General features: G+C 39.4%; 22 protein-coding genes. 11 read left to right on the top strand and 11 right to left on the bottom strand.

The features are described from left to right. Genes L0B53_RS11080 through L0B53_RS11065 form a run of 4 tightly spaced genes read left to right on the top strand, consistent with a single transcriptional unit; the run spans position 1 to position 3,665 of the window. A complete protein-coding gene (locus tag L0B53_RS11080) occupies positions 1–963 on the top strand; it encodes an ABC transporter permease subunit (protein WP_235062093.1) in 963 nt (320 codons plus the stop codon). Next, entirely contained in the window at positions 950–1,837 is an 888-nt protein-coding gene (gene sapC / locus L0B53_RS11075) for a putrescine export ABC transporter permease SapC (protein WP_235062092.1), read from the top strand. Before L0B53_RS11080 ends, sapC begins: the two co-directional genes overlap by 14 nt. Next, the gene (locus L0B53_RS11070) at positions 1,837–2,838 is read left to right on the top strand and encodes an oligopeptide/dipeptide ABC transporter ATP-binding protein (protein WP_235062091.1); all 1,002 of its coding nucleotides are present in this window, start codon (positions 1,837–1,839) and stop codon (positions 2,836–2,838) included. Before sapC ends, L0B53_RS11070 begins: the two co-directional genes overlap by 1 nt. Beyond that, on the top strand, positions 2,835–3,665 hold the full coding sequence (locus L0B53_RS11065; RefSeq protein WP_235062090.1) for an ATP-binding cassette domain-containing protein: 831 nt from the start codon (positions 2,835–2,837) through the stop codon (positions 3,663–3,665). The genes L0B53_RS11070 and L0B53_RS11065 overlap by 4 nt, the downstream gene beginning before the upstream one ends. Positions 3,666–3,771: 106 nt before the next feature. Here the strand turns inward: L0B53_RS11065 and pyrF are convergent, their stop codons facing one another. The 6 genes from pyrF to cmk form a co-directional block, all read right to left on the bottom strand. Continuing rightward, positions 3,772–4,473, bottom strand: coding sequence for an orotidine-5'-phosphate decarboxylase (pyrF, locus tag L0B53_RS11060; protein ID WP_235062089.1), 702 nt, complete (start codon positions 4,471–4,473; stop codon positions 3,772–3,774). 94 nt (positions 4,474–4,567) lie between these two features. Continuing rightward, positions 4,568–5,737: a lipopolysaccharide assembly protein LapB gene (lapB, locus tag L0B53_RS11055; RefSeq protein WP_235062088.1), complete on the bottom strand. Its 1,170-nt coding sequence runs from the start codon at positions 5,735–5,737 to the stop codon at positions 4,568–4,570. 7 nt (positions 5,738–5,744) lie between these two features. Further along, the gene (locus tag L0B53_RS11050) at positions 5,745–6,032 is read right to left on the bottom strand and encodes a LapA family protein (protein WP_235062087.1); all 288 of its coding nucleotides are present in this window, start codon (positions 6,030–6,032) and stop codon (positions 5,745–5,747) included. Positions 6,033–6,221: 189 nt separating this feature from the next. Beyond that, a complete protein-coding gene (gene ihfB, locus L0B53_RS11045; protein WP_235062086.1) occupies positions 6,222–6,509 on the bottom strand; it encodes an integration host factor subunit beta in 288 nt (95 codons plus the stop codon). 73 nt (positions 6,510–6,582) lie between these two features. After that, complete coding sequence (rpsA, locus tag L0B53_RS11040; RefSeq protein WP_235062234.1) at positions 6,583–8,253, bottom strand: 30S ribosomal protein S1; 1,671 nt, start codon at positions 8,251–8,253, stop codon at positions 6,583–6,585. 101 nt (positions 8,254–8,354) lie between these two features. Then, positions 8,355–9,038 carry a (d)CMP kinase gene (cmk, locus tag L0B53_RS11035; protein ID WP_235062085.1) on the bottom strand — a complete coding sequence of 228 codons (684 nt, stop codon included), beginning with the start codon at positions 9,036–9,038 and terminating at the stop codon, positions 8,355–8,357. 199 nt (positions 9,039–9,237) lie between these two features. On the opposite strand from cmk, the gene yegQ reads away from it, so the two are divergent. From yegQ to L0B53_RS11005, 6 genes are all read left to right on the top strand, one after another. Continuing rightward, positions 9,238–10,599 (top strand): tRNA 5-hydroxyuridine modification protein YegQ, encoded by a 1,362-nt coding sequence (gene yegQ, locus L0B53_RS11030; RefSeq protein WP_235062084.1) that lies wholly within the window; start codon positions 9,238–9,240, stop codon positions 10,597–10,599. Positions 10,600–10,825: 226 nt separating this feature from the next. Then, entirely contained in the window at positions 10,826–11,962 is a 1,137-nt protein-coding gene (locus L0B53_RS11025; RefSeq protein ID WP_235062083.1) for a thioredoxin domain-containing protein, read from the top strand. Between the two features lie 337 nt (positions 11,963–12,299). Then, on the top strand, positions 12,300–12,878 hold the full coding sequence (locus L0B53_RS11020; protein WP_235062082.1) for a DUF2913 family protein: 579 nt from the start codon (positions 12,300–12,302) through the stop codon (positions 12,876–12,878). Positions 12,879–13,180: 302 nt separating this feature from the next. Continuing rightward, positions 13,181–13,834 (top strand): vancomycin high temperature exclusion protein, encoded by a 654-nt coding sequence (locus L0B53_RS11015; RefSeq protein ID WP_235062081.1) that lies wholly within the window; start codon positions 13,181–13,183, stop codon positions 13,832–13,834. Positions 13,835–14,081: 247 nt separating this feature from the next. After that, positions 14,082–15,458, top strand: coding sequence for a DASS family sodium-coupled anion symporter (locus tag L0B53_RS11010; RefSeq protein ID WP_235062080.1), 1,377 nt, complete (start codon positions 14,082–14,084; stop codon positions 15,456–15,458). A gap of 251 nt (positions 15,459–15,709) precedes the next feature. After that, positions 15,710–16,813, top strand: coding sequence for a ketoacyl-ACP synthase III (locus L0B53_RS11005; RefSeq protein ID WP_235062079.1), 1,104 nt, complete (start codon positions 15,710–15,712; stop codon positions 16,811–16,813). 120 nt (positions 16,814–16,933) lie between these two features. Here the strand turns inward: L0B53_RS11005 and serC are convergent, their stop codons facing one another. Continuing rightward, the gene (serC, locus tag L0B53_RS11000; RefSeq protein ID WP_235062078.1) at positions 16,934–18,019 is read right to left on the bottom strand and encodes a 3-phosphoserine/phosphohydroxythreonine transaminase; all 1,086 of its coding nucleotides are present in this window, start codon (positions 18,017–18,019) and stop codon (positions 16,934–16,936) included. A gap of 250 nt (positions 18,020–18,269) precedes the next feature. Between serC and L0B53_RS10995 the strand changes: the two genes are divergently transcribed. Further along, a complete protein-coding gene (locus L0B53_RS10995) occupies positions 18,270–19,559 on the top strand; it encodes a DEAD/DEAH box helicase (RefSeq protein WP_235062077.1) in 1,290 nt (429 codons plus the stop codon). 221 nt (positions 19,560–19,780) lie between these two features. On the opposite strand, the gene L0B53_RS10990 is transcribed toward L0B53_RS10995, so the two are convergent. The 4 genes from L0B53_RS10990 to L0B53_RS10975 form a co-directional block, all read right to left on the bottom strand. Further along, positions 19,781–20,866 (bottom strand): ABC transporter ATP-binding protein, encoded by a 1,086-nt coding sequence (locus L0B53_RS10990; RefSeq protein ID WP_235062076.1) that lies wholly within the window; start codon positions 20,864–20,866, stop codon positions 19,781–19,783. A 123-nt stretch (positions 20,867–20,989) separates the two neighbouring features. Continuing rightward, positions 20,990–21,805, bottom strand: coding sequence for a carbohydrate ABC transporter permease (locus tag L0B53_RS10985; RefSeq protein ID WP_235062075.1), 816 nt, complete (start codon positions 21,803–21,805; stop codon positions 20,990–20,992). Positions 21,806–21,807: 2 nt separating this feature from the next. Continuing rightward, entirely contained in the window at positions 21,808–22,731 is a 924-nt protein-coding gene (locus L0B53_RS10980) for a carbohydrate ABC transporter permease (RefSeq protein WP_235062074.1), read from the bottom strand. 120 nt (positions 22,732–22,851) lie between these two features. Further along, complete coding sequence (locus L0B53_RS10975; RefSeq protein ID WP_235062073.1) at positions 22,852–24,111, bottom strand: ABC transporter substrate-binding protein; 1,260 nt, start codon at positions 24,109–24,111, stop codon at positions 22,852–22,854. Positions 24,112–24,425: the final 314 nt, after the last annotated feature.

Below are 24,425 nucleotides of genomic sequence, written 5' to 3'. Positions count from 1 at the left end.
ATGCTGATATATACAATTAGGCGTTTAATCTTATTTATTACCACACTGCTATTAATCACAGTGGTTGGATTTAGTATTTTAAGACTAGATACCGAGTCACCTTGGTTTTATCAATCGGCAGTCTCTGGTTGGTGGAACTATCTCCTACAAGTGTTGCAAGGAAATTTTGGTCGTTACCCTAATGGAGTTCCTGTTGTCAGTGATATCATCGTTTTGTTTCCAGCAACATTAGAGCTGATATTTATCGCTTTCTGTGTTTCATTACTAATCGGGATCCCTGTTGGTACCCTTGCAGGCATGTCTCGAAATAGTTTGCTGGATAAAGTCATTACGTCAATTTCTTTAGTCGGTTATTCGATTCCAATATTCTGGTTAGCCATTATCTTAATCCTTTTTTTCTCAATCAATCTAGAGTGGCTCCCTGTCTCAGGTCGTTATAATTTACTGTATGATATCCCTCATATTACAGGGATATCGATCATTGATATCTTATTGTCCGATATTCCTCATAAACAAGAATTATTACAAAATGTGATTGAGCACCTTGTTCTGCCTACCATTGTATTAGCCGTTGCTCCAACCACTGAAGTGATCGGCCAAATGCGCTCTTCAGTGGCCGAGGTCATGACTCAAAACTACATTAAAGCTGCAGCAACAAAAGGCTTATCGCGTTTTAACATCGTCTTCCGCCATGTGTTAAAAAATGCAATTCCACCAATAATTCCTTCGATCGGAATTCAATTATCAACGATGCTAACGTTGGCAACACTCACTGAATTTGTATTTAACCGACCAGGAATTGGTCGTTGGCTATTAGATGCAGTTGCCCAGCAAAACTATCTCGCTATTCAAGCTGGAATTGTAACGGTTGCAGTATTTATTCTTGTTGCAAGCATCATCTCTGAGTTGGTCGGCGCTATTGTTAATCCATTGCTTAGGAAAGAATTTTATGCCATCCGATAATATCTATGCTGAAAATAGAATTCCAACTCAACGTCAACGTTCTTGGTTATTATTTCGTAAAAACTCACTCAGTATGTTTGGTTTTTGGTGCTTGCTCTTGATTATTGCTTTAACAATTTTTGCACCACTATTCGCTCCTTATTCACCTTTTGAACAACACCTTACCCCACTAACGCCGCCATCTTGGAGTAACGATGGTCATATTGAATACTTTTTAGGTACTGATGATTTAGGGCGAGATATTCTCTCTCGTCTTTTATATGGTGCACAAATTACCTTTGGATACACGGTCCTGATTACACTTGCAGCAGCAGTGGTTGGCATATTAATTGGTGCTGCAGCAGGAATGACTCAAGGTGTAAAATCAAGCATTTTAAATCACTTACTTGATACTGTTCTATTTATCCCGTCACTGTTATTGGCGATTATTCTTGTTGCGTTTATGGGGGCAAGCCAAACAACCGTATTAATCTCTATTTGGTTAGCTTTAATCCCTCGATTTATTCGTTCAACCTATACCGCCGTTCATGAAGAGATAGAAAAAGACTACACGGTAGCGGCAAAACTCGATGGTGCGAGTAGTTTTTATATATTCTACCACTCAATTTTGCCGAATATTCTTCCCGCTATTGCAACCAATGCAACTCGCGCTTTTTCTATTGCCATTTTAGATTTTTCTGCCCTTGGATTTTTAGGATTAGGGGCACAGTCACCCTCTCCTGAATGGGGAACGATGTTGGGAGATTCGATTGAACTAGTCTACAACGCACCTTGGACTGTCACGCTTCCGGGCTTTAGTATTATGCTTACAGTTTTAGTGATTAATTTAGTCGGTGACGGGATTCGTCAGGCAATTAATGCAGGAACAGATTAATGCCATTATTAGATATTAAACATTTAACGATTGAAATTGATACCCCACAAGGTCGAGTCAAAGCGGTCGACCGAGTAAGTTTAACCCTTGCTGAAGGGGAAATTCGTGGCCTAGTGGGTGAATCAGGTTCAGGTAAAAGTCTGGTTGCCAAAGCGATTGTTGGTATTACTAAAGATACTTGGAAGGTAACAGCTGATCGCATGCAGATCGGTAATATTGATCTATTAAAATTGTCAGCCAGAGAACGTCGTAAAGTTGTTGGTCGTGAAATGGCCATGATTTTCCAAGAAGCTTCATTAACGTTAGATCCTTCAGAGAAGATCCTTGAACAGTTAGAAGAATCAATTCCTATTTCTGTATTTAAAGGAAAATGGTGGCAACGTTGGCGCTGGCGGCGTCGACAAGCCATTACTTTGCTCCATAAGGTAGGGATAAAAGATCATAAGAGCATCATGAATAGCTACCCTTATGAATTAACTGAGGGACAATGTCAGAAAGTCTGTATCGCGATGGCAATCGCTAACCGTCCTCGCCTATTAATTGCTGATGAACCAACCAATGACCTCGATGCGCTGACTCAAAGTCAGATTTTTCGTTTATTAAGTAATATGAATCAACTTAATAATACTGCAATATTGTTGATCAGCCATGATTTAACCGCCGTGACTCACTGGGCAGATCGAATTACCGTGATGTATTGTGGCCAATCCGTAGAGTCGGGAAATAGAGAACAGTTAGTCAATAATACTCGCCACCCTTATACCGCTGCGTTATTGGCGGCCAATCCTGATTTTGATAATGAAACAGAGATTGTCCATAAATCAAAGTTACCAACACTGCCGGGGTCTATTCCTCCCTTGCAACATTTACCTATCGGTTGTCGCTTAGGACCTCGTTGCCCTTATGCACAACGAAAATGTGTTGAGGTTCCTTACCGCGTGATAGATAAGAATCACAAGTATAGTTGCCATTTTCCACTCAATATGGAGGCTGAAAAATGAGTGCATTACTTGAAGTTGAAAACTTAGCCAAAGACTACCATTATCGATCGGGTCTCTTCCATCGTCGAGTGATTCAAGCGGTGAAGCCCCTCTCATTCTCTCTCAATGCAGGAGAGACCATCGCGCTGATAGGTGAAAATGGCTCAGGTAAATCTACCTTGGCAAAAATGTTAAATGGCATGGTTGATCCAAGTTCAGGATCGATTAAAGTAAATGGCGAGAGGCTTCATCCTAAGGATTATAGTACTCGTTGCAAACTGATCAGAATGATCTTTCAAGATCCCAATACATCACTAAACCCAAGACTACGTATTGGGCAAATACTGGAAGGCCCACTCAAAAGAAATACCAATATGTCACCTCATGATAGAGAGCGTCGTATCGCGGCAACCTTAAAGCGAGTTGGATTATTGGAAGAGCATGCTTACTTTTATCCTCAAATGCTGGCAACAGGACAAAAGCAACGTATAAATTTAGCTCGAGCTCTAATATTACAACCTTGTATTATCGTTGCTGATGAAGCATTTAATGGCTTAGATATGTCAATTCGATCGCAGATACTCAACTTACTGTTAGAGCTGCAAGAAGAGATGGGGCTGGCTTATGTCTATGTATCTCAACACCTTGGTTCAGTAAAACATATATCAGATAAAGTTTTGGTGATGCAAAACGGTCATGTTGTGGAACAAGGAGAGACACGAGATATTTTTGCAAACCCTCAACATAAGCTCACTCAGAAATTGATTCAAAGTCATTTTTCTCCGCCAACCAGAGATAATAAAAAGCAAATTCGTCGAGATATGTATACGCCTAAAATCGAAATCTAGAGAGGTATAAAGAATAGGGCGTAGAGAATAATAAGTAAGAAATAACAAGTAGAGTTAGGAGCTAATCTCTCCTCCTCAACTCTACTTATTAAAACTTTAAAGATGATTAAAGTGCGGCGAGCTGTTGGTTGATTGTTGCCAGTACTTTATTAGGTTGTTCTGATTGAGTAATCGGGCGTCCAATCACTAAATAATCAGAACCTGCAGTAACCGCTTCAACCGGTGTCATAATTCGACGTTGATCACCACTATCACTTCCTGCTGGACGGATCCCCGGAGTTATCAATTGGAAATCTGCGCCTAATTCCGCTTTTAATAGTGAAGATTCATGGGCAGAACAAACCACACCATCTAACCCACTATTTTTAGTTAATGTCGCCAGATTCATAACTTGCTGCGCAGGCGTTACTTGAATACCAAGACCTTGCAAGTCTGACTGCTCCATACTGGTTAAAACCGTTACAGCAATTAATAGCGGGCGTTGTTCACCATAAGGCTGTAGCGCCTCTCTTGCTGCAACCATCATCCGCTCTCCGCCACTCGCATGTACATTGACCATCCATACACCTAGCTCTGCAGCAGCCGCCACCGCTTTTGCCGTTGTATTCGGAATATCGTGGAATTTTAAATCAAGAAAAACAGAAAAACCACGTTGATGTAATTGTCTTACAAATTCAGGCCCATAAAGAGTAAACATCTCCTTACCTACCTTTAAACGGCAGCTTTTAGGATCAATGCTATCGACAAACTGTAGTGCCTCATTTTGGTTATCATAATCTAAGGCAACAATAATTTTAGAATTATTCAATTTATTCATCCTTCTTTAACAACTGAATTTACGTCTTTATTTTTAATGTATCTTTACTTTAAGAACTAAATGTTATGCGCTTAATTTAAATTCTTTACTCGCCATCTAATCCTCGAATTGGCTTTACTGTTCCCCAGCCTTTACAAGATGGGCAGTGCCAATAAAGAGAGCGAGTTGAAAATCCACATTTAACACACCGATAATGTGGCTTGATTTTTAATTGCTCTCCAACAAGTTTTCGTAACGTGGTTAAGCTTTCTTTTGCTCGACCATCTTCCGCCTCTTCCAAATGATAATCCATCAAATGATAGAAGCCTTTCATTGTTGGGTTTTTGACTAACTGCTTAGTTAAAAAGCTCTGAGCAACACCAACCCCTTGGGTGTGATCAATCATCTCTGCAAGTTGTAATTCAGCGGTTGCTCCAGCTTTTCCATCAATACAGCGTTGCAGGAATTTAATATATGCCAACTCTTTATCCATCTTGGCATAACAGATCTCAATCAATGGTAATGCTTCACTAATAAACTCTTTATTTAACTCTAAAATCGGCTCTAAGTATTTTAATGCTAATTTAAAATCTTGATTATCAATCGCTAATTGCGCAGAAATAAGTGCAGCACGCACACACGCTTTATCGCTATTTATCGCTTTCTTTAAACGCTGCTTCGCTTGTGGGATATCATTGACATCTAAGCTTTGAATGGCAAGCTCGCAATAAAAGTGAGCGATATCCATTTTTAAAGCACTTTGCCCTAATTTAATGAGCTTATTGGCTACCTCAATAGCTTTGTCCCAATCGCGCATTTGTTGATAAATAGTCAGAAGTTGTTGAAGAGAAGATTTTTGATGTTCGGGCTCATCGACAAGCTGATCGAGAATAGAGACCGCTCGATCGAAAAATCCAGCAACAAAGTAGTCTTTTGCTAACTGTTCTAAAGCTAGGTTTTTTTCATCAATAGAGAGGTTGGTACGTGCTATTAGATTTTGATGAAGTTTAATCGCACGATCGACCTCACCTCGGCTTCGAAAAAGATTTCCAAGTGCCAAGTGAGTATCAATAGTTTCACTATCGACCTGAAGAAGATCGATAAAGTGATCAACAGCCTTATCAGCTTGATCAGACAATAGTAGGTTTAAACCTGCCACATATTGTCTAGACATGTGATTAGACTGCTGTTCTTTTTTCTGATGAGCACTTCGGTAACCCATATACCAACCGTATGCGGCAGCAATAGGTAACAGAAGAAATAACAGCTCTAGCATTTAACGGTTAACCTTTTACCGCCGGTTCAGTACGTAAAGTATCGATCTCTTTTTGTTGTTTTAATACTTTTTTACTTAAGCGACGACGATCATATCTTGCTTTGAGATAAAGTAGGCCACATAAAATGCCTCCAAGAACGAAGCCACTACCAAATGCACCACCTAATAAAGTCGATAATTGGAAGTCACCTTGAGCAAACAGGTAATTAAAATTCACCAGCTCTTGATTTTGAGAACCTAGAGCTAGGGCTATAACAAAAATGGCAGTTAAAATTATGATGCCTAAGATTTTCACTATAAATTCCTCTTTTTTTAATAACTCTAAGATTATGCAGTAAATCCGAGTTTCACACTACGATTTTTCATCAAAATATTTTTTTAAAGCAAAAACTCTTATCTATATCAAATTCAGTCCACTAAAAATGGGATTTTTAAGCAAAAAAAAACGACATGCAATTGCATGTCGTTTTTATTCTAACAGTGTTTAGCGATTATACACGTCTACACGTTCGCGTAATTCTTTACCTGGCTTAAAGTGAGGGACGTATTTACCATCTAACTCAACTTTTTCACCCGTCTTAGGATTACGACCTACACGAGGTGCTCGATAATGTAGAGAGAAACTACCAAAACCGCGGATCTCAATACGTTCATTACCGTCTAAGGTTGAAGCCATCTGCTCAAGAATTTCTTTTACAGCGTCATCAATTTGCTTAGTTGATAAATGTGGTTGTTGAGTACATAGTCGTTCAATTAATTCTGACTTGGTCATAGACCCTCCGTTTATTTAGCCTGTTACATTCAGTATAATCGCATTAGGGGAATTTTCTTCCCCTAAACACAAATTATTCGCTTTTTGCTGCTTTAAATGCGTCAGCCATAGCGTTGCCGAATGAACTTTCATCTTTCTTGTTCAGGCTAGCCATTGCTTCTTGCTCTTCAGCTTCATCTTTCGCACGGATAGATAAGTTGATTACGCGGTTCTTACGATCAACGCCAGTGTACTTAGCTTCAACTTCGTCACCAACATTTAGGATAAGAGCTGCATCTTCAACACGGTCACGTGATACTTCAGAAGTACGGATGTAACCTTCAACACCTTCACCTAGCTCAACAGTTGCGCCTTTAGCGTCTACTGCTGTTACCTTACCTTTAACAAGAGCATTTTTCTTGTTGTCAGCTAGGTAGCTATTGAACGGGTCGTCTTCCATCTGCTTAACACCAAGTGAGATACGCTCACGCTCAGCATCAACCTGTAGTACAACAGCTGAAATTTCGTCGCCTTTCTTGAATTCGCGAACAGCATCTTCACCTGTAGCATTCCAAGAAATGTCAGATAGGTGAACAAGACCGTCAATACCGCCTTCAAGACCGATGAAGATACCGAAATCAGTGATAGACTTGATCTTACCAGTTACGCGATCACCCTTGTTTTGGGTTTCTGCGAATGACTGCCAAGGGTTCAGTTTACACTGCTTAAGGCCTAGAGAAATACGACGGCGTTCTTCGTCAATCTCAAGAACCATAACTTCAACTTCATCACCTACGTTAACAACTTTAGATGGGTGAATGTTCTTGTTAGTCCAATCCATTTCAGATACGTGTACTAGACCTTCAACGCCTTCTTCGATTTCTACGAAGCAGCCGTAATCAGTTAGGTTAGTTACGCGACCAGAAAGTCTTGCACCTTCAGGGTAACGCTTAGCGATTGATACCCATGGATCTTCACCAAGTTGCTTAAGACCAAGAGATACACGAGTGCGCTCGCGATCAAACTTAAGAACTTTAACGTTGATTTCGTCACCAACATTAACGATTTCACTTGGGTGCTTAACGCGTTTCCAAGCCATATCAGTGATGTGAAGTAGACCGTCAACACCGCCAAGATCAACGAATGCACCGTAGTCAGTAAGGTTCTTAACGATACCTTTAACTTCCATGCCTTCTTGTAGTGATGCAAGAAGTTCGTCACGCTCAACACTGTTTTCAGATTCGATAACAGCACGACGAGAAACAACAACGTTGTTGCGCTTCTGATCAAGCTTGATTACTTTGAACTCTAGCTCTTTACCTTCAAGGTGCAGAGTATCACGTACTGGGCGAACATCTACCAATGAACCAGGTAGGAACGCACGGATGCCGTTAAGTTCTACGGTGAAACCACCCTTAACTTTACCGTTGATAACACCAGTAACTGTTTCAGCTTCTTCGTATGCTTTTTCAAGAAGAATCCAAGCTTCGTGACGCTTAGCTTTTTCACGAGAAAGTTGAGTCTCACCGAAACCATCTTCAACAGCATCAAGAGCTACATCAACTTCAGAACCAACTTCAACTTCAAGTTCGCCTTGAGCGTTCTTGAACTGTTCTGCTGGTACAGCTGATTCAGATTTAAGGCCTGCGTCAACAAGAACGAAACCGTTCTCGATAGCAACAACAGTACCTTTTACAATAGCACCTGGGCGTGTTTCAATTTCGTTTAGCGACTCTTCAAAGAGTTGAGCAAAAGATTCAATCATATTAATCTTCATAAGTTAAACTACCATGGGTATCCTACCGCATGGGGTTGATAAAAAAGTCGGAATGCAATCCTTGCGACCAACGCCGTTATACGAAAGAATTAACGTATAACTAGCTTTTCAGTAATATATTCATATGCCTGATTCACCACCTCTTCAATAGAAAGTGATGTAGAATCAAGCACAAGAGCGTCATCAGCAGGACGTAATGGAGCAACCGCGCGATTGCGGTCACGAAAATCACGTTCTTGGATTTCACTCAGAAGTTCGTCAAATTTACCATCAAAGCCTTTCGCTTGCAACTGCTTCAAGCGTCTATCGGCTCTTTCTTCTGCACTAGCATCGAGAAATATTTTCGCCGTTGCGTTAGGGAAGACTACCGTTCCCATGTCGCGACCATCAGCAACAAGGCCTGGTTCCATAGCAAATGCTTGCTGTCGTTCAAGCAATGCAGATCGAACTAAAGGAAAGGCTGCAACCTTAGATGCCGTCATACCGACTTTTTCGGTACGAAGCGTCCTTGAAACATCTTCACCCTCTAAAATAACTTTAACTAAATCGCCTTCCGCCACAAACTCAACATTGAGATTTTGAGCCACTGGAACCAGCGAAGCTTCATCTTCAAGGTCAACTTGCTGGTTTAATGCAGCTAGCGACAACACACGATAAATAGCACCAGAGTCGAGTAATTTCATCCCCAACTTATCAGCTAATAACATACATAAGGTTCCCTTCCCGGCGCCACTCGGGCCATCTACCGTAATTACCGGTGCATTAGAGGACATATTTTTCTCCAGCAAAGTGTTGATTATTTAATCTGCAAATTTTTATATTTCCAGATTATACTCGAAAAATGACGGGTTCGCGGAAATTAATTTTTTGTGATTATTTGCTATTTACAGGCCGATCACTATAGAATCGCCGCCTCATCTACACCATTTGGTGGTGTAGCCTGACTTACAATCAGATATAAGAAGATAAAAAATGACTTTTACACCTGAATTACTCTCTCCTGCTGGTAGCCTTAAAAATATGCGTTACGCCTTTGCTTATGGTGCTGATGCCGTTTATGCAGGACAGCCACGTTATAGCCTTCGTGTGCGTAATAATGAGTTTAACCACGAAAATTTACAGATTGGTATTAATGAAGCGCATGCTCTAGGTAAAAGACTTTATGTTGTTTGTAATATCCAACCGCATAACTCAAAACTAAAAACCTTCATTCGTGATCTTAAACCAATCGTAGAAATGGGTCCAGACGCACTGATTATGTCTGACCCAGGCCTAATTATGATGGTTCGTGAAAACTTCCCTGACATGCCAATCCATTTATCCGTTCAAGCTAATGCGGTTAACTGGGCAACAGTAAAATTTTGGTCAACGCAAGGTATTGAGCGTGTCATTCTTTCTCGTGAACTATCATTAGAAGAAATCCAAGAAATCCGCGAAAAATGCCCTGAAACAGAGATTGAAATCTTTGTTCACGGTGCGCTTTGTATGGCGTATTCAGGTCGCTGCCTACTTTCTGGTTATATCAATAAACGTGATCCAAACCAAGGTACTTGTACTAACGCATGTCGTTGGGATTACAAAGTTCACAAAGCAGAAGAGAACGATGCAGGTCAAATCGTTGAAGTTCAAGAAGCAGTCAAAACTGTTGAGCCAACGCTGGGTGTTGGTGCACCGAGTGATGAAGTGATCCTACTTGAAGAAGGTAAACGTCCTGGTGAAATGATGGCAGCTTACGAAGATGAACATGGTACTTATATCATGAACTCTAAAGATCTTCGCGCAATTCAACATGTTGATCGCTTAACTAAGATGGGTATCCACTCACTAAAAATTGAAGGGCGTACTAAGTCATTTTATTACTGTGCGCGTACTGCTCAAGTATATCGTAAAGCAATCGATGATGCCGTTGCAGGTAAACCATTCGATGAGAGCCTAATGTCAACACTAGAGAGCCTTGCTCACCGTGGTTATACTGAAGGTTTCTTACGTCGTCACACTCATGACCAATACCAAAACTACGATTATGGTTACTCGATCTCTGAACAGCAGCAGTTCGTGGGTGAATTTACAGGCAACCGTAAAGGCGATTTAGCTGAAGTTGAAGTGAAAAACAAATTTATCATTGGTGACAGCTTAGAACTGATGACTCCACAAGGTAACATTGTCTTCCCATTAGAAACAATGGAAAACCGTAAAGGTGAAATCGTTGAATCAGCCAAAGGTAATGGACACTTTGTCTTTATCCCGGTTCCAAACGATGTTGATCTTGAGTATGCGCTTCTAATGCGTAACTTGAATACAGGTCAAGATACTCGTAATCCGCACGGAAAATAATAAAACAGAAATAAGCTAAAATTCGTTTTTCAGTAAAGCCTAATAATATTTATTAATAAACATCGAGTCCGTTTTATTAATGAAACAATTATTAGGCTTTTTTCTTTTAAAAGATTAAATATGATTATTAATCAACGTATTTATGGCTACTAAATCTGAAATTCATGTTTAACTTTACGGTGTTTCACGCCACACGTATGTTAAATATCATTCATAAGGATTTAGTATGAAAAGTTCACTCTTAGCCGTGACATTAATGGCTCTCTTATCAACAACCAGTTACGCCAATCCAGCTAATAATCAAAACGACAATAGTCAGGCGGCCGTCAAACTTACCGCGGCAAAAAAAACACAAACCACAGATAAAAGAGATGAAGACGGACTCACTGATCTCTTCACTTCAGCTCAACAAGACGCGATTGCTCAAATAGCGACCGAATACCTAATCAATAATCCTGAATTCCTCGTTAAAGCCAGTAATAACTTGCGAAAAAAAGAGGCTGAGAAAAAAGCCGTTCAACAGAAGCAGAAAGTTCAACTATTTAAAGATATGCTACTTAATGACAAAGAGACCCCTTATAAGGTAGAAAAAGGAAGCTCAGAAGAGAGTACCAATGTCGCTGTCATTAAATTTCTTGATTATCAATGTTCTTACTGTATTAAATCGGTACCGATTGTCGATAACATTCTAGCTGCCAATAAAAACGTTAAATTGATCATTAAAAATTACCCCGTTCTAGCTGGACGATCTCCTCTTTCAACGACATTAGCTCAAGCCAGTTTAGAAGCTTATAAACAAGGAGGTGTGGAAGGTTTTACACTATATCATGATAAAATCATGGCATTAAAACTTGCCAATACACCAGTGAATGAAGCTGAAATTCAAACAGCAATGGAAACCTCTAATCTCATCTATTCCCCAGAAGCACTAAAAAATTGGGCTAGTGAGATCAATCAAAACAACCAGATAGCAAAAGCGCTCTATTTTTCTGGAACTCCGGCTTATATCATTATGCCATTGAAAAATATTACATTTGAAAATACAACGATTATTCCGGGCTTTGCAACCCAAACTCAACTACAACAAGCGATCAAAAAAGCGACACCGCAGAAAACGACTAACTCTGCCGTTACCTTTACCCAAAGTAAGCATGAACCACAAAAAGGGGTTCGCGTTCAATTTAAAGATGGCGTAAAAATTATTCCAATGACGCCTGCGAAAGCAACCTATCAACAAGCTAAGCCCGAAAATAAGCCACAGCAGCAACCACAATCGAAACCAGTTAAAATAGAAAAACCGATCCCAATGACAGAACAATTAAAACGTCAAGTTGATAAAACAGGCATCAAGTTAGCAAACTGATCATAGCTAATTTAACATTTAGAGTTACTGGTATACCCAAAGTAATTGGCGTTGCTAGTAGACGGTAAGTGAATGAGGCCCCATGAGTCTAGGTTTTCTATATGATTGGGGCGAATGAATATAACCAACAACCTAGCTGCATCAGGTAAACAGAAAATACATTTATTGATAACTCTATCTCATAAGTAAATAAAATTAGATATTGGGTTAAGTTATTCAAAGCATGGTTAATCACGCTAGATGTTACTTTCAAAGGCACTCAGAGTGTTCTATAATAAATTAAATATCATACAATTATCTTGATATATCATCTGCACTCCTATCTAATTTGGATATTATGAATTACTCCCAACAGCTAAACCAACTTGCTCTTTATGCTCTGCTTCATATGAATAGTTTGCGAGTAACCACGTCTAAATATAATACAATTACAGCAACAAATACCCTGATAATAAAATACTTAAAAAAGCAGCAGCTAAATCAAAAATACAACTTAATTAATAAAGATATTAAAAAATTAATTAAAAAAGGACGTCATGGATCCATTAATTTAGAGCAACGCCTAAATGAAATTTTAACCATGAGTTTTTCATCAGGAAAGACCGATGTCGAACTGTTTGTTACATTAGTGCAAGAGATTGAGTCAGACCTGTCGGTCGCAGTTAACTATTTCGATCAAGCCAGCCAATCCTTATCTCATACTCAAGATGATAAAACGATTTTTATCTATGTCGATGAACTTACGGCTGCTTTTGACGGTAAAATAATGGTTAAACCTCTTACATTCATCTTTACCAGTTCACTAACTAGGCAGCAACAGTTAGTTGATTTGATGGAAGAGTCACCATTCTTTAGCTCAACGATAAAATCTCAATCATCACAACGCATTGCTCTCTCTATCTTCGTTGTCTCTTAATCAACTATTTCATTCAAACCATTAGAAATATTCTCAAACGTATGATTTTCATTGTTAATAAAAAAGCCCTTCTTGATTAGCTTAACGAACTAAATTACGATAGATGTATTATATGATTAGGGTAAATGAGTACTATCGTTACGACTATACCCAAAATAATTGGAGTTGCTCGTCGGCGGCAAGTGAATGAGTATAGCCAACAATCTAGCAACTTCAAGTAAGAAGGGCATTAAGTCTGCCTTATCACCTCAAGTAAAGGGTATTAAACCCTTATCAGGACAACGAAAGAGGAGTAATATTTTATGATTATCAAAAAATTAGCTCTCTCAATAACGGTTCTATTCATCACGGCTTTCTTGACATTACTTGCGATTGATAGAGCATTTAGCTGGCAATCCTCAGAGAAGATCTATACCGATATAAATACACTTCCTTCTCGTCCTGTTGCATTGATATTAGGAACCAGTAAATATGTAAAAGGTGGAAATATTAATGCCTATTATTACTACCGAGTAAAAACTGCCACTGATCTTTATAAAGAAAAAAAGGTAAATTATCTACTATTGAGTGGTGATAATGCCCATCGCTCATATAATGAACCCTGGACAATGAAACGAGATTTACTAAAAGCGGGAATTCCCGAGCAAGCGATCTATTTAGATTATGCAGGGTTTCGTACTTTAGATTCGATAGTAAGAGCAAAGCTAGTATTCCAAAGTAATAACTTTATTATCGTGACTCAACGCTTTCATTGTGAGAGAGCTCTTTTTATTGCTAAGCACCGAGATATCGATGCTATTTGTCTTGCGGTTCCAGGCCCACAAGGTTCTTCTGGGTTAAAGGTTAGAATTCGTGAAGTTTTTGCCCGAATTAAAGCAATTCTCGATATTTATATCCTCAATCAACAACCTAAATTCTTAGGTCCTAGTGAACCAATTGGTCAACAACCTCAATAGATACTCTTTTATCTATTATTTTCTTCGCATAACACTTTTCACTTATCTTTCACCTTTCACACCAATAATAATTTTCCAATTTTTATTTTATCCACCCAGATCACGTTTATTAATACCATACAACTTATAATACAAAACAATCACATAGATGTGACAAGACAATAATTTTATAGCAACAAATAGAACCAAGAAATACAGACTAGTTCGATCTGGCATTTAATTTAACGAATAATAAAAAGGAATGTTTATGCAATCATCACCAACTCCCACAACAACAAAAGAGTGGTTTTTACAAAAAAACACCTTAATCTTTCTTGCTGACTGTTTACTGTTGATTATTCTATTAACAACACTGCCTTTTGAGCCAGATGTCGTTAAAGGGCTAAGTATTTTAGTCTTTGTTGCTATTCTTTGGTTAACCGAGGCAATTCATGTCAGTATCACGGCTATTTTAGTCGCAGTACTTGCCGTCGTTCTCGGAGTATTTAAAACGCCTCAAGCATTAGCAAATTTCTCCAACCCCATTATATTCCTCTTTTTAGGTGGATTTGCTCTTGCTGCGGCGCTCCATAAGCAGAAGCTTGACCAAGTTATTGCTGATAAAGTTCTGGTTGTTGCTAAAGGAAAAATGTCTGTCGCCGTATTGATGCTTTTTGCTGTCACTGCGGGTTTGTCGATGTGGATAAGTAATACGGCAACAACAGCGATGATGCTACCATTGGTATTAGGTGTTCTGAATAAAGTGGATGCTAAAAATGAACGTAATACATTAGTCTTTGTATTACTAGGAATTGCTTATTGTGCCAGTATTGGTGGAATTGCAACTATCGTTGGTAGCCCACCAAATGCGATTGCAGCAGCCGAAGTTGGCTTAACCTTTACAGAATGGATGGCATTTGGACTGCCGATATCTTTAATTCTTCTTCCTCTTGCGGTTGGCGTTCTTTACCTACTACTAAAACCAAATTTAAATCATACATTTGAATTAGACCACACTCCAATTGAATGGAATAGCCAACGTAAGATTACCCTCGCGATCTTTGCACTGACTGTTTTCATGTGGATATTTAGTAAACAGATTAATGGATTCTTAGGTGGAATTAGTAAATTCGATACTATTATTGCCCTAAGTGCCATTGTACTTTTAGGTATTGCCCGAGTCGTTGAGTGGAAAGATATTGATAAATCGACGGAATGGGGAGTTTTAATCCTATTTGGTGGAGGTATCTGTTTAAGTAATGTTTTAAAAGCGACGGGGGCGAGTCTATTTCTTGCGCAGAACTTAAGTGTATTCCTTGATCAAGCAGGGATGTTAATTACCATTATCGCCGTTGTCACCTTTGTGGTTTTCTTAACGGAATTTGCCAGTAATACCGCCAGTGCCGCGTTATTAATTCCGGTCTTTGCCACAATTGCAGAGGCGCTAGGTATCTCTCCAATTATTTTATCTGCATTAATTGCAGTGGCCGCATCTTGTGCATTTATGTTACCTGTTGCAACGCCACCAAATGCGATTGTCTTTGGTTCTGGGCACATTAAACAAAGAGAGATGATGCGTGTAGGTATCGTATTGAATGTTATCTGCATTATTGCTCTGACACTTTTTGCTTGGTTATTTTGGTAAACTAACGTCGATCTATACCTAAAATAATTGGCGTTGCTAGTCGGCGGCAAGTGAGTGAGTGAGGTCCCATGAGTATAGCTGTACTCTATGATTGGGAGAACGAGTACCGCCAACAACCTAGCGACTTCAAGTATGAAAGGTATATATGTCTAAGGTGAACGAGTACAAGCAATGCTGTAATAAACCTAAACTAGTAACTTCAAGTATGACGGGTATAAACTAGACTTAATTTTATTTAAACGAGTATCAATATGAACCAGACTAACTACTTTGCAGAAATCACAGGTTGGGGTAAGTGCCTCCCTCCAACCAAGTTATCAAATACTGAGTTAAGTACTTTTGTTGATACTTCAGATCAGTGGATTACCTCACGAACAGGGATTGAATCTCGCCGTGTTAGTCATGTTGAAACATCTGAATTAGCTTATGTCGCTGCTCAAAATGCCATCAATTGTGCAGGCATTAAAGCAGAAGAGGTGGATTTACTAATTATTGCGAGTTGCACACCAGATACCATTATTCCGAATATCGCATCAAAAGTACAAATCAAACTTGGTGCAAAAAATGCGGCGGTATTTGATCTTAATGCCGCTTGCAGTGGGTTTATCTATGGTTTAGAAGTCGCCACTCGAATGATTCAAGCGGGTAATTACCGTAACGCCATCATTGTTGGTGCCGAGCATTTAACTTGGCTCTTATGTTGGGACAAAAGAAAAACTGCGGTTCTTTTCGGAGATGGGGCTGGAGCCGTTGTCCTTAGTCGAACAGATAAACCGAGTGGTCTTTTACAAGCACAGCTAGGTTGTGATCCCTCTGGTCGAGAGTCGCTTTGTATTCCAGATTTTGGGACAGGAATGGATCGTTTTGCTAAAGATAACGGTTTATACACCTTCCAATTCAATGGCAAAGATATCTTTAAACGTGCCGTTAAAGGAATGGCAACCGCAGCTCATATTGTCTTAGAAAGAGCAAAGATAACCAATGAGGATATTGATCTCGTTCTTCCTCATCAAGCCAATAAACGGATTATCGAAGCGCTTTGTGATCATGCCAAGATTCCATTAGAAAAAGCCTTTATCAATATTCAGCAATATGGCAATACTTCGGCAGCAACAGTGCCAATTGCTTTATGTGAAGCGGCAGAACAAGGTCGAATCACACCTAATAGCAATATCCTGTCTGCCGCATTTGGTGCGGGATTAACTTGGGGAGCCGCTTATATTAAGTGGGGTGACCGAGTGATGCCTATCAACGCTGAGATTGTTGAATTACCACCGTGTGATCAAAGTGCATCAGAAATTTTAGCCGAATCTATCGCGGTTTATAGAAACCTTAAAGAGCAAGCGACTGATTAGATCAATCTCCTTCTGGCTTGACGTTATTAGGTATATAAAAAATATGAATAAGCCCGATAAATTCATCGCTATTTACAGCGTATTTATCGGGCTTATTGATCTAATTAATGGCAATATCAATTATTTATGATGACGTCTTTCAAACTCTACCATAAAGTTGACTAATGCCTGAACACCTTCAATTGGCATCGCGTTATAAATAGAAGCTCGCATTCCTCCTACCACGCGATGTCCTTTTAATGCATGAAGCCCGGACTCGGTCGCCAGCTTTAAAAATTCACCATCAAGTTCTGGATCGCTCAACTGAAAAGGGATATTCATCAACGATCGGTTATCAGAGTGGACAGAGTTATGATAGAAGTCAGAGTTATCAATATAGTGATAAAGTAAATCGGCTTTTTGCTGATTCTTCGCTTCAATAACCGGTAAACCACCCTGCTCTAATAACCATTTAAACACTTCGCCTGCTAAATACCATGCAAAAGTGGGTGGCGTATTGAACATTGACTCTTTATCAACAGCGACTTGATAGTTAAGAATGGTTGGAAGATGCTGCTGAGCTAACCCAAGAAGATCATCACGCACAATCACAATGGTTAAGCCTGCGGGACCAATATTTTTTTGTGCCCCGGCGTAGATGATGCCGTAACGACTTACATCAATCTGTCGAGATAAGATAGTTGAGGACATATCAGCAACAATCGGCTTATCTGTCACGGGAAGATCACGGATCTCAATGCCATCAATCGTTTCATTAGGGCAGAAATGAAGATAAGCCCCTTGATCGGAAATAGGCCATTCTGAGGCAGGAAGAATCGCTTTTTTTCCATCTCTCATACAGGTGATATCGCTGCGAATGGGGGTGCAATATTTTTCTGCTTCGATGATTGCACTATGAGCCCAGAAGCCGCCATCCATATAATCTGCACATTGTTTATCACCCAGAATATTCATTGGTACAGCGGCAAACTGTGCTCTTGCTCCACCTTGAAAAAATAGCACACGATAATTATCAGGAATCGAAAGCAGAGTTCGAAGATTTTGTTCCGACTCTTCAGCCACCTTCATAAAAGGTTGGCTACGGTGGGAGATCTCCATCACCGATGTTCCTAAACCTTGCCAATTAACTAACTCTTTTTGAGCTTGTGCCAAAACAGCACTCGGTAGCATTGCGGGTCCTGCGCTAAAGTTATATACCTTGTCCATTGTTTATTCTGCTCCTATTTGTTAATTATTGCCTTTATTGAGTCTACCACGCTTTAATGAATATAAAACCTTGAATTCAACTTGTTAATTCGTTAGTTAAAGCGGCTAAGTTGTGGGTTATACTCATAGAACTTATTTCACTGCCGCTTACTCGGCGTTTCAATTATTTGGGATGTACTCTTTTGCTTGTCGCAGAACTGACTCTGATTTGCTACACTTGCCGCCTATTTTTGCTATAGGTTTGCTGATAATGTCTAACTCCATCCCCTCTTTTGACTCTCTAGGTTTAAGTTCTCAACTACTGGAAAATATTACTCAAGCAGGATTTAAAGTACCAACTGAAATTCAACTTACAGCTATTCCTCATGTATTTTCTCATCATGACCTTTTAGCCGGTGCACAAACAGGAACAGGAAAAACAGCCGCTTTTGGATTACCAATGATCCAAATGCTTGCACAACTTAACCAGCAAGAAGAGAATCAATCAACGCTAAAAAATCGAGTTCAAGGCCTTATTTTAGTACCAACCAGAGAACTGGCTCAGCAGGTTTACGATAGTCTAAAAACCTATTGTGGTGAAATCGAGCTGATCATTGAAGTTGCTTACGGCGGAACTAGCCTGAATGTCCAGAAGTCACGACTACGTCAAGGTGCAGATATTCTAGTGGCAACACCAGGACGACTAATCGACCATATCTTTACCAAAACCATTTCACTTGCTGAGCTAAAGATGTTGGTCATTGATGAAGCTGACCGTATGTTAGATATGGGATTCCTTCCTGATATTCAACGTATTATGCAGCGCCTTCCTAAACAGCGTCAGACCCTATTCTTCTCTGCGACCTTTGAAGAACAGATCAAAAAATTAGCTTATAAGATCTTAGATAACCCTAAAGAAGTTCAAGTTTCACCGCAAAACAGTACGGCAGATACTGTCTCTCATATTGTGTATCCTGTCGACAGAAAAAGAAAATCAGAGCTTCTGGCCTACCTGATTGGATCAAGAAATTGGCAACAAGTTCTGGTCTTTACAAAAACAAAACAAAGTACTGATGCGTTAGTCAAAGAGTTGAAATTAGATGGCATCAAAGCCGCCTCTATTCATGGTGATAAAAGCCAAGGCGCACGCCAGAAGGCATTGGATGATTTTAAGTCAGGAAAAGTTCGTGCACTTATCGCCACGGATGTTGCTGCCCGAGGTATTGATATTATTGAGCTAGAACATGTGATTAATTATGATCTGCCTTATAAAGCTGAAGATTATATCCATCGTATTGGACGTACAGGGCGAGCAGGAAAAGCTGGGAATGCGGTTTCCTTTATGGCTCATCATGAAGAGTATTTGCTAAAAGCTATCGAAGATCTATTAGAGAAACCTTTACCACAAGAGTGGTTAAAAGGGTTTGAGCCAAGTTTACTCGAAGATATCGTGGAAGAAACCGAGCAGCCACGCCGTAAATTAAGCCGTTCTGAAGAGAAACGAAAAATGAAAGCGAAACTCAATATTCATAAGAATCGTGGCAAGAAAGCCAAGAGATAAGCAGATAAATAAAAAACCCGATGGTTAACGAGAAAGAGGTTAACATCGGGTTTTTTATACTTTGTAACGTTGAAAATGTCTAACGTCTATACCCTTCTGACTTAAAGTTGCTAGGTTGTTGGCGATATTCATTCACCCCAATCATATAGAAAACCTATACTCATGGGCCTCACTCACTTGCTGTCGACTAGCTACGCCAATGACTTTAGGTATAAATCAGTTTAAAGATTTGAAATACACTTTTGATTGAAGAACAAGTGGCAATCGTCAACCTGGAAGCTTAAAGAGATCTTATCACCACGACCAACCTCTTTATCACCAGACACATGAACTTTAAAGTTTTCTTGCCCACCAACACGACCGAATAGATAAGTACTCGCCCCTAAACGCTCAACCGCATCCGTCACAAACTCTAACTTTTGCTCACCTTCACCATTCACTTCCATATGTTCAGGACGTAAACCAAACATCACTCGATCACCATTTGAAAGCGCCGTAGCATCAACAGGAATGGTCACCACTTGTTGATCAGGTAATTGAACTGTCGCAGTATTGCCGCTGATTTCAACCACCGTTGCGGGTAACATATTCATTTTTGGTGAACCAATAAATCCAGCGACAAATTCATTCGCCGGACTATTATAAAGCTCTAAAGGTGAACCGACTTGCTCAATTCGACCATCACGTAATACCACAATCTTATCCGCTAAGGTCATCGCCTCAACTTGATCATGGGTAACATAAACCATGGTTGTTGCAAGCTCACGGTGAAGACTTGAAATCTGCAAACGCATATCGACACGCAGTTCTGCATCCAAGTTAGACAATGGCTCATCAAATAGGAATACTTTAGGATCACGAACAATTGCTCGACCTATTGCAACACGTTGACGCTGACCACCTGACATATCTTTTGGCTTACGATCCATCAATTTTTCAAGTTGCAGTGCCGTTGCAGCACGAGTGACTCGTTGTTTAATTTCATCTTTCGGGAAGCCATTCATTTTCATCCCAAAGCCCATGTTCTCTTCCACTGTCATATGTGGATACAGCGCATAAGATTGGAATACCATCGCAATACCACGTTCAGCGGGATCAACATGGTTAACGACTTTATTATCAATCTCTAATTCACCATCAGTGATCTCTTCAAGACCGGCTACTAGTCGCAATAACGTTGACTTACCACAACCTGATGGTCCAACAAAGACCACAAACTCGCCATGTTTAATATCGAGATCTACACCATGGATTACTGTGGTATCACCGTAACTTTTTACCACATTTGAAAGTTTAATATCCGCCATGATTATTACCTTAAATTCCTAAATTTTCATCTTTTGCTCTTTATTCAAAAAATTAATAAGCAAAAGGAATCGTTATTTTTTCTCACGCCTTATCGACGCGAGCATATTTAATTTTTTATTCGACTATTTAACTGAGCCCGTCATCCCGGCAACAAACTGTTTCTGCATTAAGAAGAACACAGCCAGTGTCGGTATTGTTGCTATTACTGTTCCTACCATAATCATGCCAAAATCAGGGAAATAGGCAGAAGATAGAGAAGATAGCACTAAGTTAATGGTTTTTAGCTCAGCCGATTGCAATACAATCAATGGCCATAAAAATGCATTCCATGACGCCATAAAGACAATAATAAATGCGGCTGCATAGGTCGTTTTCATCACAGGCATATAGATATAAAGATAAATTTTCCAATCTTTAACACCATCAACTCGTGCTGCATCAATCAATTCTGCAGGGAATGCTTTAGTACACTGTCTAAAGTAAAAGACAATAAATACTGAAGCAATTGTTGGCAACATAACCGCTAAATGGGTATCTAATAAGCCAATTTTTGCCATTAAGGTAAACAGTGGAATCATCAGCGCCGCAAATGGGATCATCATGGTCAATAACATCGCGCCATAGACACGGTCACGATTTTTGCTTTTATAAACTTCAAATCCATAACCTGCCATTGAAGAGATCAGCAGTGTGAAAATGGTGCTAATAATCGCAATTTTAGAGGTGTTATAGAAAATAGTGCCCAAATCAACTTGTTGGCTTAATCGGGTAATATTCTCAATTAATTGGTCACCAAAGGTAAACTTACCCGTATTGATATCCGTTGTTGTATTGGTGCTTGATACAACCATCCAATAAAATGGGAACAGTGAAATCACAGACATCCCAATTAAGAACAGATACATACAAATGCGAGAGATTCGATTCTTATTATTCATGCTTATTTATCCTTCGCGACTTTGAATTGAAGTAATGCTAAAACAGCAGCAAAGAAAACAATCACATAAGAAACCGTTGATGCATAACCAAAGTTTGGTACAAACTTAAATGAAAGATCATAGATGTACATCGAAAGTGTCATTGTCTCATTTGCAGGGCCACCTTGAGTAATATTCATCACTTCATCAAATAGCTGCAGTGTCCCGATCGTTGACATCACCGTGGTAAAGAGAATGACAGGTTTTAATAACGGCACGGTAATAAATAGAAATTGTTTTAGAGGGCTAACACCTTCGATTCGCGCTGCTTCATAAATCGACTTATCGATATTTTGCATCGCTGATAAATAGAAGATCATATTATAGCCAGTCCAGCGCCAAGTGATTGCGATAATAATCATCACCTTAGCCCAGAAAGGATCCGCCATCCAAGGGATCGGATCCGAAACGATGCCACTCCACATTAAGAAGGTGTTAATGATCCCTTCGTAAGCAAACATACTCTTAAATAGAATCGAGTAAGCCACTAATGAAGTGACACATGGCAGGAATATCGCTAATCTAAACAGACCGCGAAACTTTAAATTGGGTGAATTCAAGCACGATGATAAGATCAGTGAAAGTAAAATCATGATCGGCACTTGAATAATTAAAAAGATAAACGTATTAGAAAGTGCTTTTAAAAATACCGGATCATGGAACAATCGTTCTATATTGCCAAAACCGACAAACTCAACTAAGACACCACGTCCAGAATGAAGGGAGATCCAAAGTGAATTAGCTATCGGATAAAGCATAAAAACAGCCACTAACAGAACAGCAGGTAGAACAAAACCCCAACCATTAATATCATAGAAACGCTGAAAACTGTTTTTATTATTTTTTAGAGACTTTACCTTGTCTCGTTTTTCGACGCCTGTCGACATAATAAATACCAAATATAATGAAAGTGAAAAACCAATAATATTGCTTTCGATTCAAACTAAAAATAGAGGTTAAGATGAAAAGAAAGCAAATATAGTCGGTCGATTTATTGAAATACCAAATTAACGAATTTGATATTCAAGTTGTTGCTGAACAGCAGTTAGAGCTTTATCTATTGGCATGCCTTGCATAATCGCTGGGATCTGAGCAGCTAATGCCGCATCAACTTCTGCAGTAAACATCCCATAGTTAACCGCTGGGATTTGAGTCATCCATTTGCTAAAGTCAGAGTAAATTTTCTGTCCACCAAAGAACTGATCTGAATATTGGTAAGCTTCTGTTTTCTCTGCTGGCAAATACGATGCCACCGCACCACGCTCTTTTAAGATTTGATTATATAAACCAACATCTTCACCAAATGTTTTAGCAAGAAAGTCAACGGCAGTCGCTTTCTCTTTTGATGCTTCTAATACGTACCAGCTAGAGCCACCTAAGTTTGATGCATTGACGGCACCTTCGGTTTCTAAACGAGGTACTGGCGCTATTTTCCATTTACCGGCTTGATCCGTTGCAGCTGTCACTGATGGTGTAATCCAAACACCGGTGATCATTGAAGCAACATTGCCTTTATTCGCTGCACCCACCCACTCAGACCAACCGATAGTTGCACGAGTAATTCCAGTTGCGTAAAGCTGCTTATAATCCTCTAATGCTTGTTTAAGTGCAGCATTATTTTCAATATTTAACGAACCGTCATTATTAAAATACCACACACCCGCACTTTGAATCATAATGCGAATTAACCCCATATCCGATGGGTTATTACCTAACATAGAGATGCCAGTTTTTGCCTTAACTTGTTGGCCAATTTTTATAAACTCTTGCCAAGTGATATTCTCAAGATCTTCCGCTTTAAAACCAGCTTGCGCTAAAATATCGGTACGGTAATAGAGGCCAGCAACCCCTGAATCAAAAGGAACGCCGTAGTTTTCTGTCCCTACTTTTGTTAAATCAACTTTATAAGGGGCAAAATTGTCGTAATTAATTTTTCCGGAAAGAGAAGCAAATGAACCAGGATAAGATTGTAGGTATTTCTGCGCGCTATAATCCTCGATAAGGGTAATATCAGGCAGTGATGAAGTAACACCAGAAGCGAGCATGGTATGGAGTTTTTGCTCAATATTTTCACGAGCAAAATCGACAACTTTAATCTCTACATCAGGATGTGTTGCTTCGTAACGAGTCGCCGCTTCTTCCATAATTGCAACGTTAAAATTAGGATCCCACGCCCAAACAGTTATCTCTTCTGCATTTACTGTTGATGTAAAACATCCCATTGCCACAGCAGCCGTTAACAACCCTTTAGCTAGAACTTTACTCATTAATAACTCCATCCATCAATACATTCACTTAATAAGATCATCTTCATTTACATAACCTCATCTATTAATGTAAACGTTATCATTTATATTACAAGTAATGCTATGACCAATATCTCAAAAAAGAGAATAAGAACTTTAATTCATGCATTCGCTGTCTATTTTTGTAGGTTATCGCTCATTTTAGATATAAAAAATACACATAATTAAACACTATATACCTAAAATAATTGGAGTTGCTAGTAGGCGGAAAATGAGTGAGGCCCCATGAGTATAGATGTATGATTAGGGCGAACGAGTGCAACCAACAACCTAAC

The sequence above is a fragment of the Vibrio sp. SS-MA-C1-2 genome (assembly GCF_021513135.1).
In the GTDB taxonomy this organism is placed as follows: Bacteria; Pseudomonadota; Gammaproteobacteria; order Enterobacterales; family Vibrionaceae.
The sequence above is the reverse complement of the archived record's forward strand: the minus strand, read 5'-3'. Positions and strand labels throughout refer to the sequence as shown.

Coding starts and splice junctions, on each gene's coding strand:
- L0B53_RS11080 (WP_235062093.1), top strand. CDS start 1: ATGCTGATATATACAATTAGGCGTTTAATCTTATTTATTACCACACTG.
- sapC (WP_235062092.1), top strand. CDS start 950: ATGCCATCCGATAATATCTATGCTGAAAATAGAATTCCAACTCAACGT.
- L0B53_RS11070 (WP_235062091.1), top strand. CDS start 1,837: ATGCCATTATTAGATATTAAACATTTAACGATTGAAATTGATACCCCA.
- L0B53_RS11065 (WP_235062090.1), top strand. CDS start 2,835: ATGAGTGCATTACTTGAAGTTGAAAACTTAGCCAAAGACTACCATTAT.
- lapB (WP_235062088.1), bottom strand. CDS start 5,737: ATGCTAGAGCTGTTATTTCTTCTGTTACCTATTGCTGCCGCATACGGT.
- ihfB (WP_235062086.1), bottom strand. CDS start 6,509: ATGACCAAGTCAGAATTAATTGAACGACTATGTACTCAACAACCACAT.
- rpsA (WP_235062234.1), bottom strand. CDS start 8,253: ATGATTGAATCTTTTGCTCAACTCTTTGAAGAGTCGCTAAACGAAATT.
- cmk (WP_235062085.1), bottom strand. CDS start 9,038: ATGTCCTCTAATGCACCGGTAATTACGGTAGATGGCCCGAGTGGCGCC.
- yegQ (WP_235062084.1), top strand. CDS start 9,238: ATGACTTTTACACCTGAATTACTCTCTCCTGCTGGTAGCCTTAAAAAT.
- L0B53_RS11025 (WP_235062083.1), top strand. CDS start 10,826: ATGAAAAGTTCACTCTTAGCCGTGACATTAATGGCTCTCTTATCAACA.
- L0B53_RS11020 (WP_235062082.1), top strand. CDS start 12,300: ATGAATTACTCCCAACAGCTAAACCAACTTGCTCTTTATGCTCTGCTT.
- L0B53_RS11015 (WP_235062081.1), top strand. CDS start 13,181: ATGATTATCAAAAAATTAGCTCTCTCAATAACGGTTCTATTCATCACG.
- L0B53_RS11010 (WP_235062080.1), top strand. CDS start 14,082: ATGCAATCATCACCAACTCCCACAACAACAAAAGAGTGGTTTTTACAA.
- L0B53_RS11005 (WP_235062079.1), top strand. CDS start 15,710: ATGAACCAGACTAACTACTTTGCAGAAATCACAGGTTGGGGTAAGTGC.
- serC (WP_235062078.1), bottom strand. CDS start 18,019: ATGGACAAGGTATATAACTTTAGCGCAGGACCCGCAATGCTACCGAGT.
- L0B53_RS10995 (WP_235062077.1), top strand. CDS start 18,270: ATGTCTAACTCCATCCCCTCTTTTGACTCTCTAGGTTTAAGTTCTCAA.
- L0B53_RS10990 (WP_235062076.1), bottom strand. CDS start 20,866: ATGGCGGATATTAAACTTTCAAATGTGGTAAAAAGTTACGGTGATACC.
- L0B53_RS10985 (WP_235062075.1), bottom strand. CDS start 21,805: ATGAATAATAAGAATCGAATCTCTCGCATTTGTATGTATCTGTTCTTA.
- L0B53_RS10980 (WP_235062074.1), bottom strand. CDS start 22,731: ATGTCGACAGGCGTCGAAAAACGAGACAAGGTAAAGTCTCTAAAAAAT.
- L0B53_RS10975 (WP_235062073.1), bottom strand. CDS start 24,111: ATGAGTAAAGTTCTAGCTAAAGGGTTGTTAACGGCTGCTGTGGCAATG.